Origin of the sequence: Mesorhizobium sp. WSM1293 (genome assembly GCF_000513875.1) — a bacterium.
Taxonomy (GTDB): domain Bacteria; phylum Pseudomonadota; class Alphaproteobacteria; order Rhizobiales; family Rhizobiaceae; genus Mesorhizobium; species Mesorhizobium ciceri.
Genome location: NZ_AZUV01000001.1, coordinates 1,003,992 through 1,016,876 on the forward strand (window position 1 = coordinate 1,003,992; position 12,885 = coordinate 1,016,876).

The window sequence follows — 12,885 nt, forward strand, 5'->3', positions numbered from 1 at the left end:
AGGCACAAAATTTAATCTGTCTACTATTGTGTCGACACTTTTTGCGCTGTACCCTCTCCAGGTCAGCAACGCGCCCGAACGACCTTCGCAGTTCCATTCGACAGGCAGAGCCATGGACGACACCAACCTTCCACCCGCGCCCTCTGGCATCCATGTTTCCGGAACCGAAACGCGCGAAAGCTACTGGCAGCCGGTTCCCGCAAACGGCCATATCGACGTGGCGCTCGCGCCGCACATCGTCGGCATGGAGCACCCCTTCGCGCTGGGCACGCAGTCGGTAGCGCCCGGCGGCTATGTGCGCGAACACACGCATGACCGCAACGAAGAGACGGTCTATGTCATCGAAGGCCGTGGCCGCGCCGTCATCGAGGGCAAGGAATATCCACTGGAACCGGACAGCGTGGTGTTCCTGCCCAAGAATGTCCGGCACATGTTCATCAATGATGGCGACACGCGCCTACGCTGGATCTGGTTGATCGTGCCGAACGGGCTCGAGGACTTCTTTCGCCTGATCGGCAAGCCGCGCAAGCCAGGCGACCGCGTGCCGTCCAATTTCCCGCGCCCCGAAAACGTCCTGGAAATCGAGCGCAAGACGGTGTTCGGGGCAGACCTCGCCGACAAGTTCGATCCCCTGAAGCAGAATCCCTGAAGAAGCCTCGGATGGTGACGCTCGGCCTCATCGGCTTCGGCACGATCGCGCGCGAGATCGTCTCGGCTTTCCCAGTGGACTCGGTTTGCTGGGTGGCGCTGATGCGCGAAGGTACCCGCCGCGACTTGCCGGCTAATGTCAGCACTGTCACGCAGCTTGACGCGCTGATCGGTCCGCGCCCCCGGGCGGTGGTGGAGGCGGCAAGCCAGGAGGCGGTGGCCGCTTATGTGCCCGCGCTTCTCGACGCCGGCATCCCGACCATCATCGCTTCGATCGGTGCGTTCGCCGATCCGATCCTTGCCGCGAGGCTGACCGATGCTTCACGCAACGGCGGCGCACGCTTGGTCCTGCCGTCAGGCGCGTTGGGCGGCCTCGACTACCTCAGGGCGATAGCCGCGCTTCCCGAGGCGCGGGTGCGCTACACCTCGCGCAAGCCGCCGGCGGCCTGGGAAGTCGAGCTTGCCACCCTTGGCCTGTCAGCCGAGCACGACGCGGTATCGCTCTTCGAAGGCACGCCGGCGCAAGCGGCAAAGCTCTATCCGAAAAACCTCAACGCCGCCTTCGCCGTGGCGCTCGCTGCAGGTATCGACAAAGTCATAGTGCGCGTGGTTGCCGATCCGAAGGCTGCCGGCAACACACATGAAATCGAGGTCGAGAGCACCGCCGGCACCGCTTCCTTCCGCCTCGTCAACGCGCCCTCAGCCAGCAATCCGAAGACCTCGATGCTCACGGCGCTCAGTCTCGTCGCGGCGCTCGGCGAGTTGCTCGACAGGGAGGGCCTCAGCTGATGCCCTTCTTCACCGCCGCCGATGGCTGCCGTATCCACTACAAGACATCGGGAATCGCCGGCCCGCGCCTCATCCTCATCCCCGGACTTGGCGGTGACGGAAGGTTCTGGGCCGGCGTCGTACGCCTTCTCGAGGCCGACCATCGCATCATCGTCACCGACCATCGCGGCGCCGGTCGCAGCGATCGCCCCGAAAGCCCCTATTCCATTCCCCTGATCGCCAGCGACATTGCCGGCCTGCTGGCGCAGACGGGCGGTCCCGCCCATATTGTCGGGCATTCCACTGGCGGCGCCATCGCGCAGGTGCTGGCGCTCGATCATTCGGAACTTGGCCTGAGCTATACGATCAGCAGTTCCTGGGCGCGAGCCGACAACCGTTTCCGCACGCTCTTCAGCGCTCGCGCCGAGCTGCTGGAGGCCGGCCTGGCCGAAACCTATCAGCGCCTCGGCCATGTGCTCTGCCACGAACCGTCCTACCTCGAAACGCATGCCGGGGAGCTCGACGCAGCCGTCGCCGCCGCCCCTGGCACCCTGGCGCCGCTGACAGTCAGTGCTGCGCGCGTGCGCATGCTGCTCGACCATGATCGCCTTGCCGATCTGCCGCGCCTCGACGCCCCGGTTCAGGTGATTGCGGCCACCGGCGATATCCTGACGCCATCAGCCCTTTCAGAGGCGATCGCCGCTTCGATATCGGATGCCCGGTTTGTTTCAATTCCCGGTGCGCATTTTCATCCCCTCGCCGACCACCAAGGTTTTGCCGCCATCATTCGCCATTTCATTGCCAAGGCCGACAGCTAGTATCATGACCGCTGAAATCGCCCCCGCCCTCCTCGACCCGCGCCTCAAGCCTGGTGCCGACCTCCTCGCCGAAGGACGCGTCATGGCGCGCGACTGGCGCCTCGGCAGCTGCCGCTTCCTCACCGAGACTGGGATGCCGTCCGAAGCCGCATGGAAGCGCAAGGCAGCGGCCGAAAAGCGAGTCATGCAGCACGCCCACATCGGCTTCAGAAGCGTCGACCGCACCGTGGCGGCGATCGGCGAGGTGCATGAGCAATGCCGCAAGGCAGGGGTAACGGTCGACCGTTTCGGCATCACACTCGACTGGTCGATGGGATATCCCCAAGCCATGCGTGCAAAGGCCGCCCGCGGCACCGGCATCGTGCTCACCGGCCCCGAGGATTTCGCCCGCATCACCAACGCCGCGCCCGCTGCCGCGCATTTCGGCGACTTCATGCTCGGCCTGCCGGGCGCGGTGGAAAACACCCGCGCCGCGATCGCCGCCGGTGCAACGGCCATCGGCAATCTGGGGCAGTATTTCACCTTCCGGCTGCCCTACTGGGACGATGATGTGGCGACCACCGAAGCGACCGTCACCGCCCTCGGCCTGATCGCGGCCCAGGATGCCGAAATCCTTGTCCATTCCAATCTCGACGACGGCTTCGCCGGGCTGTTCATCGACATGGCCTGCGCGCTCGGCATGGTGCTGGTCGAAAAGCACATCGTCGAGGATCTGATCGGCGCGCGGCTCGGCCATTGCTACGGCCACCACTTCAGTGATCCGCTGTCGCGCGCTGCCTTCCATGCCGCACTGGTGCGGGTCAGCGATACGCCAGGCACCATGATCTTCGGCAACACCGTTTCCTACCAGTCGACCCCGGCAGGCAATTACGCAAGCCTGGCGAGTTATCTCCTGGCCGACATACTGGCTGTCGGGCGATGGCCCTCCGGCCATGCGATCAATCCGGTACCGGTAACCGAGAACCAGCGCATTCCCGATGTCGACGAGATCATCGACGCACAAACCTTCGCGCACCGGCTCACGCTCCACGCCCCCTTCTACGACCCCGTCTTCGACTGGGCCAGGGTGGAGGCGATGGCCGATGTGCTGGTCGAAGGCGGGCGTCGCTTTGCCGGTGCCGTCATGAAGGGGCTGGCCGAGCGCGGGGTGGATACCGAAGACCCGGCCGCGCTGATGTTCGCCATCCGCCGCATGGGGCCGAAGCGCATGGAGGCGCTGTTCGGCCCGGGCGCGGACGGCATCCGCGGACGCACGCCGCTGATCCATGCCGAATGGGCCCGCGAGCTCAACCACAAGGCCGTCGCCTGGGTCGCGACGCAAAAGCCGCTGGAAAGCCCTAGACCCCTGACCGTCTGCATCGGCACGACCGACGTGCATGAGCACGGAAAATATCTCGTCGAACAGGCGCTCGAAGGCCTGGGCATCGTCATCGCCGATGCCGGTGTGGCCGTCGACCCGGAGCCACTCGTCGCCCGCGCCGCCGAAACCGGGGCCGATGCCATCGCCGTCAGCACTTACAATGGCGTGGCGCTGCGTTATGCACAGGCGGTGAAAGCAGCGATGGCGGCACGCGGACTTGCCTTGCCGGTGCTCATCGGCGGACGATTGAACGAAGTGCCCAAGGAGTCCAATTCGGGCCTGCCGGTCGACGTGACCAAGGATATAGCAGACCTAGGCTGCCTGCCCTGCGCCGACCTCGACGAGATGCTGAGTGCCCTGCGTTCCATCCGGCCCGTTGCCTGAAACGGGCAGGCTTCGTCTTGCGACAGGGGCGTGCCTCACCAGGCGGTCATGCCGCCGTCGACTGTCAGGATCGAGCCGGTGGCGAAAGAGGATTCGTCACTGGCGAGCCACAGGATTGCATTTGCGATTTCAACTGGCTGCGCGACGCGATTCATCGGTGAGCGCGCGTTCAATGCCGCGACAAACCCCTGAGGATCGGGATGGGTTTCCAGCATGGTTTCGAAATAGCTCGACCAGGTCACACCCGGCGCCACGGCGTTGACGCGGATCTTGTCCGCAACATGGTCAAGCGCCATGGCACGCGTCAGCGCCGCGACGCCGCCCTTGGAGGCGACATAGGCTGCCCGATCGGCAAGTCCGACATGGGCCACGTTGGAGGCGGTGTTCACGATCACCCCGCCGCCGCGCTCGGCCATGACGGGAATGACATATTTGGAGCAGAGAAAGACGCCCTTGAGGTTCACGGCCATGAGCGCGTCCCAATCCGCCGCCGCGGTGGTGACAACCGAACCGCGTATGCCGTAACCGGCATTGTTGACCAGAATGTCCACCCGGCCGAAGGCCTCTTGCGCGCGGCGCACCATCGTCGCCACGGAGACTTCGTCCGAGACGTCCGCCTCCCAGGCCAGCGCTCCGGTCCTGCCGGCCACCTCGCCGGCCCGCGCGCCGTCGCGATCGACGACCAGAACGCGCGCGCCCTCCTTCGCAAACAGTTCCGTGACGGCCGCGCCGATACCGGCGCCGGCTCCGGTGACGATGGCCGCTTTGCCCTTCAAACGCATGATCGATCCCCTTTTCACAAACTTGTTTTGCCCTATCTTGCAGAAGCGCTTGCAAAGTGTCGACACTTTTGTATTTAATTTCGGCACGAACTCGGGGATATCGGTGAAAAACACTCCTTCCGTCGAACAACATCTGGAAATCTATCGCCGGATGCTGCTGGTGCGGCATCTCGAAGAGGGCCTTGGGGCGCTTCACAAGGAAGGACGCACGCGCGGTCCGATCCATCGCTGCGATGGCCAGGAAGCCGTCGGCGTCGCCGCGACCGCCGTGCTGGAGGCCGGCGACAAGGTCGCCACCACCCATCGTGGCCACGCGGTCTATATCGGCAAGGGCATGGCCGTACACCCGGTGGTGGCCGAGATCTTCGGGCGGGCCACCGGTGCCTGCGGCGGGCGCGCCGGCCACATGCTTGTGGCCGATGCCGAAAAGGGCGTGATCGGCGGCAATGCCATTGTCGGCGCAGGCATTCCAGCCGCCACCGGCATGGCGCTGTCGATGCAGATCCTCGGCACCGGCAATGTCGCCATGTGCGTCTTTGGCGACGGCGCCGCGCAAACCGGCATCTGCCACGAAGCCATGAACATGGCGGGGCTGTGGAAATTGCCGGTCGTCTTCGTGCTCGAACACAACCAGTTCGGCCTGACCGTTCCCTCAGAAGTCCAGTCGCCGGTCGAGGACCTGTCGATCCGCGCCGCCGGCTACGCGATGCCGGCCGAGATCGTCGACGGCAATGACGCGATGGCTGTCTACCGCGCCGTGTCGGCCATGGTCGAGCGCGCCAGGCGCGGCGAAGGCCCCGGCATGGTCGAATGCAAGACCTATCGCGTCGAAGGTTTCTCCACCTCCGACATGGGCGGCTACCAGAAGCCGGAAGACATCGCCGCCTGGAAGGCACGCGACCCGCTGCTGGTTTCGCGCAACGCACTTCTCGGCGATGTCGGCGAGACCAAGCTCGCCGACATCGAGGCGGCGGCCAAGGCCGAGGTGGCCGAGGCATTCGAGACCGCGCTGTCCGATCCCCTGCCCGAATTCTCGCTCGACGAGGCCTGCAACCCCTACAGCGAGGCACACTGACATGGCCATGATGCGGTATGCCGAAGCGCTCAATGCGGCACTGCGCGAAGAGATGCAGGCCGACCCTTCCGTTTTCGTCTTCGGCGAGGACATCGGCCGCTATGGCGGCGTCTTCAAGGTGACGAAGGGGCTGATGGAGGAATTCGGCGGAACGCGGGTGCGCGACACGCCGATCTCCGAACAGGCGCTGACCGCCATGGCCGTGACCGCCGCCATGACCGGCACGCGACCGGTGCTTGAAATCATGTATGCGGATTTCGTGCCGCTGACGCTCGATGCGCTGGTCAACCAGGCCTCGATCTACAATTACATCTGGAACGGCCAGGTCAAGATGCCGTTCGTGCTGCGTACGCAGGGCGGCGGCGGCGCCGGTGCCGGTGCGCAGCACTCCAAGTCGCTCGATTCCATGCTTGCCCACATACCCGGCATCAAGGTCGTTGCTCCTTCGACGCCCGCCGACGCCAAGGGCATGCTGAAGGCCGCGATCCGCGACGACCAGCCGGTGGTCTTCCTCGAACACAAGCTGCTCTACAACACCCGCGGCGAGGTGCCGGAAGGCGATGTGACCGTGCCGCTCGGCAAGGCGGCAACCCTGCGCGAAGGCAGCGATATCTCGATATTCGCCACCTCCAAGATGGTGGTCGAGGCCCTGAAAGCCGCGGATCTTCTCGCAGCCGACGGTGTTTCGACCGAGATCGTCGATCTCCGGTCGCTGCGCCCGCTGGATGTCAACGCCATCGTCGCCTCGATCGCGAAAACGCACCATGCCGTGGTGGTCAACGAGGGCTGGCGCTTTTGCGGCTACGCCGCCGAGCTTTCGGCAACGATCATGGATCACGCCTTCGACGAGCTCGACGCGCCGGTCGCGCGCGTCACGCTGCCGGACATGCCGATCCCCTATTCCGAGCCGCTGGAAACGGCGATGCTGCCAAGTGCCGAGAAGATCCGCGCCGCCGCGCTGAAGACGCTGAAGTGACGGAGGCGGCGGCGATGGCGACCCATCCGATCAGCATCGACAGCGCCGGCGGCGAATATATGGAAACCGTACTGGTGATCGCCTGGGCGATGAAATCGGGCGATCCGGTCAAGACCGGTGATCTTCTCGTCACCGTAGAGACAGCCAAGGCAGCAACCGAGATCGAAGCCGACCGCGACGGCTGGCTGGCCGAAATCTTCTTCGCCGAGGGACAGGAAGCGCCGGTAGGCGCCGTGCTCGGCACGATCGCGGACGAGAAACCGATGGCTGGCCAGCCAGCCTCGGTCGGGCCGGCGACAGCAGCCGCCGCGGCAGCCAATCCGCGCGAGCTTGTGGCTGACGAAGCCTCTTCCTCCATCCGGCAGCCTGGCAGCCGCCCGATCGCCAGCCCGCTGGCCCGGCGGCTTGCCGCTGCGGCCGGGCTCGACCTTGCCGCCATTTCGGGAAGCGGGCCGCGCGGACGAATCAAGAAGCGCGACATCGATGCCACCCTTGCCGCTCGCACGAACGAACAGGACGGTGCAGGCCAGCGGGCGCCAGCCGCAGTCCAGGCATCACCTGTCGCCGCGCCGGCCCGGCAGACGGTGCCGGTGGTCCTCATCCACGGCTTCGGGGCGGATCGCTCCGTGTGGCGGCAGGTTGTCCCGTTGCTCGGGCCGGGGATCGAGACGATCAGCCTCGACTTGCCCGGCCATGGTACGGAAGCGGCAAGACCTGCAAGCAGCATCGAGGAGATCGCCTTCCTCCTCTCCGACCGGCTGGAGGGCATGGGCGTCGGCAATGCCCATCTCGTCGGCCATTCGCTCGGCGGCGCGGCGGCTCTGGCGCTCGCACGACTGGGCCGTTTTACGGTACGCTCTGTCACACTCCTTGCCCCTGGCGGGCTCGGCCCCGAGATCAATGCGGGCTTCCTTGCCGGGCTCGCCCGCGCAACAACCGTCCAGGCGCTTGAGCGATGGCTGGCGGTCATGGTCGGCGACCCCTCGGCCCTGCCGGTCGGTTATGCGCAGGCCGCACTCAGACAGCTGGAAAAGACCGGCAATCGCGACGCGCTCACTGCGATGGCCGAAAGCCTGTTCCCGGACGGCACGCAGGGTTTCGATCTCGCGGGCGCGCTTGGCGAACTCGCCGTCCCGACGCGGCTCATCTGGGGCAGGCTCGATCGCGTCATCCCGGTCGCCCATGCGGCCCGCGCGCCGGGCTTCACTGCCGTTCATCTTCTCGATGGCATCGGCCATGCACCGCAGATCGAGGCACCGGCGCTCACCGCCCGGCTGATCGCCGAGACGGTGCGAAGTGCCGGCTGAGCCGACAAGACCATCGCGCCCGCGTCAAGGGCGCCACGACAGAATGTCAGAAGGAGTGCCCGATATGATCTTCGACCATCGCACCTATACCGCCCGCCCCAACAAGCTGTCGCATTTCCTCAAACTCTACGAGGACGTCGGCCTGCCGATGCAGCGGCATTATTTGGGCGAGCCCTTCGGCTTCTTCCAGACGCATATCGGCGACCTCTCGCGCACCGTGCATTTGTGGAAATATGAGAGCCTTGCCGATCGAGAGGACCGGCGCGACCGCATGGAGGCCGATCCCGAATGGCAGGCCTATCGGCGCAAGGTGATCGAGACCGACTATCTTCTCGACATGCGCAACCAGATCCTCAAACCCGTCTCCTTCTTCAATCCTGGAAAGTAAGATGGACCTGATTTTCTCTGCCGAGGGGCGCAACTGGCCGCTGCGCCTGACTGGCGATGCCGAGCGCACGCGCCGCGCGCTGCTCTCGGCCTTGCCCATGCGCCTGCAACTGCACACGCCGAAGATCGCCGGCAGCCACATCTATTGGCATGCTCCCTTCGTCGAGGATATCGAGGGTGCTACGCATGTGCTTTCCGCGACCGCCGGCGCCTTCATCTACTGGCCGGTGCGGCAGTTCCTCGAAATCACCTTCGCGCCGCTCCAGGCGGAAAATGCCGAGATCACCGTCCTCGGCCATCTCGACGCTCCGGTGGAAGGCATTGCCGAGCTTGCCGCGGCACTGAAGCGGGACCAGGGTCGCCGTGTCCTGGAAGGCACGCTTGTCCGGTCGGATGGCGGCGTGTCCGAGCCTTCGCCGCCATCGTCGCTGCCACAGGATATCATTGCCGCTCGCAAGGCGCTGTGGGTGTCCTGTCCCGCCGACATCAGCCGGGTCACCGCGTCACGCGCCATCATGCACCCGGCAGGTCCCGTCTTCACCGCAGAATCGGAAGCGCGGGTGCTGCACGAACTCCTATGGTGGATCCGCGCCGAGCGCGGCCGGAAGGACGAATTGGTGCTGCGCCAGGCGGCAGCAATCGCGCTCGACAAGACCGCGACCCGGCTGCGCGATTTCTGCCACATGGAGGAAACGCCTGCCCTGCTTTTCCGGCTCAAAGCGGCGATGGACGGCAACTATCCGTTCGGTGCCTTGATCGACGAGGCGATCCTGGCTACCGGGCGGATCGGCGCCTGGCTCGATCTTCTCATCCCGTGGAACGACCTCAACGAGGCCTTCCGCGCAGCGCTTGACGGCAGGAGGGTCGGGTGATGGAAAAACTGACCATCGGCATTGTCGGTTTCGGCGTCATCGGGCAGCGCTGGACGGCTTGCTTTGCCCATGCCGGCCACACGGTGCGCGTGTTTGATCCGACTGAGCGGCGCGAACAGGCTTTCAATGAGGTGCTGCCTGAACTCATGGCCGACCTCGATGCGTTGAAAGGAACCTCGTACGCGCCCGGCGAGATCCATCTTTTTCCGACGCTCGCCGAGACGCTCGAAGGCGTCGATTTCGTGCAGGAGAACGGTCCGGAAGACCTGGCCCTCAAGCGCCGGCTGCTGGCCGACATCGAAGACCATATTGGCGATGAGGTCGTGATTGCTTCATCCTCCTCGGCCCTGCTGGTGTCCGACATGCAGGGTGAGTGCCGCCTGCCCGGCCGCGTCGTGCTCGGTCATCCCTTCAATCCGGCGCATCTGATGCCGCTGGTCGAGATCGTCGGCGGCAAGGCATCCGATCCGCAGGCGATCGCCCGGGCACACGCCATCTACGAAGCCATCGGCAAGAAGCCGGTAACGCTCAACCGGGAGGTGACCGGCCATATCGCCTTGCGCCTGATGGGCGCCATGTGGCGCGAGGCGATCGCTCTGGTGCGAGACGGCGTCGCCTCGGTCGAGGACGTGGATCGTGCCTTCATGTATGGGCCGGGCGCGAAATGGACCCTGCAAGGTTCGTTCATCTCCAACAGCCTCAACGCCGATGGCATCGAGGACTTCCTGCGCAAATACGGCCCGACCTATCAGGCGATCTGGGACACGCTGCTCGACGCAAAGCTTGACAGCGAGACCATCCGCGCGATCACGGCTTCGACAAATGCGGCGGTGGGCGGGCGCAGCCACGAGGAACTGAAGGCCGCGCGCGAGGCAGGCCTGGTCGGCATTTTGAAAACGGTAGCCGAACGCGGCGCGCTCTAACTCTTTGTTTTGACGCAATTCCGGACAGAAAACCGTTTCACACTTTTCCTGGAATTGCTCTGATCATCACGGTTCAGGAGAACGGCAATGGACTACCGCACTGCCCTCGTCACCGGCGCCTCGAAAGGCATCGGCGCTGCAATCGTCGAGAGCTTGGTCACGGAAGGATTGACCGTCCATGCGCTGGCGCGCAGCCGTGGCGCGCTACAGGTCCTGCAGGAGAGGCTCGGGCCACGCGTGAAACCGCTTGTCGCCGATGTGCGCGACAACGAGGCGATCGCTTCTGCGCTCGGCGCGGCGGAAATCGATGTCCTGGTCAACAATGCCGGCGGTCTGGCGACCGTGCGCCCCCTGCACGAACAGAGCGCGGAGGAAACAGCCGAGGTGGTGGCGCTGAACCTCACCGCACCCTTGCAACTCATCCGCATGTTGCTGCCGGGCATGATCGCGCGCAAGCGTGGCCACATCTTCAACCTGACCAGCACGGCAGCCAGCGGCGTTTTTCCCGGCACGACGACCTACGGTGCGGCCAAGGCCGGCCTTTCCCAGGCCGGTCGCATCCTGCGCTATGATCTCGCGGGCACCGGCGTGCGGCTGACCGAGATCGCCCCGGGCCGTGTGGAAACGGATTTCTATCTGAAGGCCTTCGACGGCGACCGCGAGGACCTGCACAAGCGCATGTACTCGCAACAGCGGCCGCTCGGCCCGGCCGACATTGCCGCCGTGCTTGCTACCGCGCTGCGGATGCCGGATCATGTCGACATCGCCGAACTGACCGTCGCGCCGAGCGAACAGGCGCCCGGCGGCCATACCTATCCGCCCGCGCCGCAACGATGAGCATGCGTGGCATCAGCGACGCGGCGCCTCAGTCCGGCTCGGTCAATTTGTCGAGCACGGCCGTGCAGGCCTCCTCCCAGGCCGCAGGCACTCCGCGCGCCGAAAGCACCTGCAGACCCCGCTCGGTGATGCCGCCCGGTGTCACCAACTCCTCGAGCATCTGATGCATCGGCTGGTCTTTCTCCTCAATCAGCCGCCCGGCGGCCACGAACGTCATCGCCGTCAGCCGGCGGCCAATTGCCGGATCGAGACCTCGCGCGCTCGACCATTCAGTCGTCCTGCGGATCAGATCCTGCACCCAGCCATAGATGGCGGCATTGACCGTCGCCAACTCGAAGTCCGTTTCGCTGGCCAGAGCGATCGAGGGGCCAAGCCGGTCGAGGACCGCCCGCGCCTGCTCGAGGTCGGGGAAATAGATCGTCGGACTGGCACAGATTTCGGAAGCCGTGAACGGCATGGCGCGCACCGCGCGCGCAGGCGCGACAGCAAACCGCGATAGCGCCACGCCGGCGCAAACCGAAACCATTGTTTGGTCCGTGCGCCACGGCAGGCCAGCGACCGCGTCCGGCGCATGCGCGGGCCGCACCGCAACAATGACGACATCGGACTGTTCGACGAGATCGCGATTGTCGATTGCCAGCCGAAAACCGTGCCGGGCGGAGAGCGCCGCCGCCTTGCCCCGCGGCGACAGCACGATCGCCGCGGGATCAAGCCCGGAACGCAAGAACCCAACCAGCATGGACGTCGCCAGATGCCCGACCCCAAGAATGCCTACAATCATTGTTGTCCCCGGATTTGAACCTGCTGCTTGCCATTCACAGCAAGTTGGGAAAGAAAGGCGCTCTAAAAAGTGTCGACACAGCCTGCATACAAATCAGATGAGAACCGTCGTGACCGAACGAGCCGAGACCAGTGCCGATAGCGACCCGTCCCTTGCCGCTGAAGCGGAGACGCGCCGCGCAGCCGATAGCAGCGAACGCGCCTACAACACCATCCGCAAGCTCCTGGTCGAATTCAAGCTGAAGCCCGGGGAACGCATCAACGAGGTCCAGCTTTCGCGCAGCCTCGGCGTTTCGCGCACACCGATCCGCGAGGCGCTGAACCGGCTCGCCTCCGAGGGTTTCGTTTCGCTCACGCCCAATCGAGGCTTTTTCGTCAGAAGCCTCAGCACCGAGGGCCTGCTCGATCTCTACGAGTTCCGCTCGATCATCGAGTGCGCTGCTTTCAAACTGATGTGCGAGCGCGCCGACGACAGCGAAATCGACCGGCTGCGGAGCTACTGGGAAGCGATCGTCGACGCCTACCCGGACCAGCCGCCGGATGTCATCCTGGCCGAGGACGAAGGCTTCCATCTGCTCATCGCCGAACTCTCCGGAAATCCGGAACTTGTCGGCCAGCTCAGCTCCATCAATGCACGCATCCGCTTCATCCGCCGCATCCAGATCGAACATCCTTCGCATGACAAGGCGCAGATCACCTCCCATTCGGCCATCGTCGAGGCTGCCGTCAAGCGCGATGCCGAGAACGGCGCGAAACTGTTGCGCGAACATATCGAAATGACCGTCTCCGCCACGCAGCAAGCGCTCAAGGACGCCTTGCTCAAGGTTTTCGCGCCCGACAATGGCGCCGAGCTGAAGCGTCGCCGAAGGGCTCGCGACGCATAATCGATATCTGAGCACAAAATTGAACGCAATAGTGTCGACACTTTCTTGACGACGATCCCTTTGTCTGCTTCGATGGGCTTACAC

14 protein-coding genes are annotated in these 12,885 nt (G+C 64.9%); 12 read left to right on the forward strand and 2 right to left on the reverse strand.

Features of this window, described 5'->3' with window-relative positions; all coding sequences use genetic code 11:
• Positions 1–112: 112 nt before the first annotated feature.
• The 4 genes from M729_RS0105095 to M729_RS0105110 are packed head-to-tail and all read left to right on the forward strand — an operon-like array spanning position 113 to position 3,978.
• A complete protein-coding gene (locus tag M729_RS0105095; RefSeq protein WP_024503990.1) occupies positions 113–649 on the forward strand; it encodes a cupin domain-containing protein in 537 nt (178 codons plus the stop codon).
• A gap of 11 nt (positions 650–660) precedes the next feature.
• Entirely contained in the window at positions 661–1,437 is a 777-nt protein-coding gene (locus M729_RS0105100; protein WP_032808005.1) for an aspartate dehydrogenase, read from the forward strand.
• On the forward strand, positions 1,437–2,234 hold the full coding sequence (locus M729_RS0105105) for an alpha/beta fold hydrolase (protein WP_027160944.1): 798 nt from the start codon (positions 1,437–1,439) through the stop codon (positions 2,232–2,234). The genes M729_RS0105100 and M729_RS0105105 overlap by 1 nt, the downstream gene beginning before the upstream one ends.
• 4 nt (positions 2,235–2,238) lie before the next feature.
• Positions 2,239–3,978 (forward strand): cobalamin-dependent protein, encoded by a 1,740-nt coding sequence (locus M729_RS0105110; RefSeq protein ID WP_027160945.1) that lies wholly within the window; start codon positions 2,239–2,241, stop codon positions 3,976–3,978.
• Between the two features lie 35 nt (positions 3,979–4,013).
• Here M729_RS0105110 and M729_RS0105115 read toward each other — a convergent pair whose 3' ends face one another.
• Positions 4,014–4,760: an SDR family oxidoreductase gene (locus tag M729_RS0105115; protein ID WP_024503994.1), complete on the reverse strand. Its 747-nt coding sequence runs from the start codon at positions 4,758–4,760 to the stop codon at positions 4,014–4,016.
• Positions 4,761–4,863: 103 nt separating this feature from the next.
• On the opposite strand from M729_RS0105115, the gene M729_RS0105120 reads away from it, so the two are divergent.
• From M729_RS0105120 to M729_RS0105150, 7 genes are all read left to right on the forward strand, one after another.
• Entirely contained in the window at positions 4,864–5,835 is a 972-nt protein-coding gene (locus M729_RS0105120; RefSeq protein ID WP_027160946.1) for a thiamine pyrophosphate-dependent dehydrogenase E1 component subunit alpha, read from the forward strand.
• 1 nt (position 5,836) lies between these two features.
• Positions 5,837–6,811 (forward strand): alpha-ketoacid dehydrogenase subunit beta, encoded by a 975-nt coding sequence (locus M729_RS0105125; protein ID WP_024503996.1) that lies wholly within the window; start codon positions 5,837–5,839, stop codon positions 6,809–6,811.
• 14 nt (positions 6,812–6,825) lie between these two features.
• Entirely contained in the window at positions 6,826–8,118 is a 1,293-nt protein-coding gene (locus M729_RS0105130) for an alpha/beta fold hydrolase (protein WP_156949271.1), read from the forward strand.
• Between the two features lie 64 nt (positions 8,119–8,182).
• Positions 8,183–8,506, forward strand: a complete 324-nt coding sequence (locus tag M729_RS0105135; protein ID WP_024503998.1) for an NIPSNAP family protein — start codon at positions 8,183–8,185, stop codon at positions 8,504–8,506.
• A gap of 1 nt (position 8,507) precedes the next feature.
• The gene (locus M729_RS0105140) at positions 8,508–9,377 is read left to right on the forward strand and encodes a hypothetical protein (RefSeq protein WP_027160948.1); all 870 of its coding nucleotides are present in this window, start codon (positions 8,508–8,510) and stop codon (positions 9,375–9,377) included.
• On the forward strand, positions 9,377–10,300 hold the full coding sequence (locus M729_RS0105145) for a 3-hydroxyacyl-CoA dehydrogenase NAD-binding domain-containing protein (RefSeq protein ID WP_027160949.1): 924 nt from the start codon (positions 9,377–9,379) through the stop codon (positions 10,298–10,300). Before M729_RS0105140 ends, M729_RS0105145 begins: the two co-directional genes overlap by 1 nt.
• 87 nt (positions 10,301–10,387) lie before the next feature.
• Positions 10,388–11,137 (forward strand): SDR family oxidoreductase, encoded by a 750-nt coding sequence (locus M729_RS0105150; protein WP_027160950.1) that lies wholly within the window; start codon positions 10,388–10,390, stop codon positions 11,135–11,137.
• Between the two features lie 28 nt (positions 11,138–11,165).
• On the opposite strand, the gene M729_RS0105155 is transcribed toward M729_RS0105150, so the two are convergent.
• Complete coding sequence (locus tag M729_RS0105155; RefSeq protein ID WP_027160951.1) at positions 11,166–11,918, reverse strand: NAD(P)-binding domain-containing protein; 753 nt, start codon at positions 11,916–11,918, stop codon at positions 11,166–11,168.
• A gap of 109 nt (positions 11,919–12,027) precedes the next feature.
• On the opposite strand from M729_RS0105155, the gene M729_RS1000000138280 reads away from it, so the two are divergent.
• Positions 12,028–12,801: a GntR family transcriptional regulator gene (locus M729_RS1000000138280; protein WP_024504003.1), complete on the forward strand. Its 774-nt coding sequence runs from the start codon at positions 12,028–12,030 to the stop codon at positions 12,799–12,801.
• The last annotated feature ends 84 nt before the right edge of the window (positions 12,802–12,885 follow it).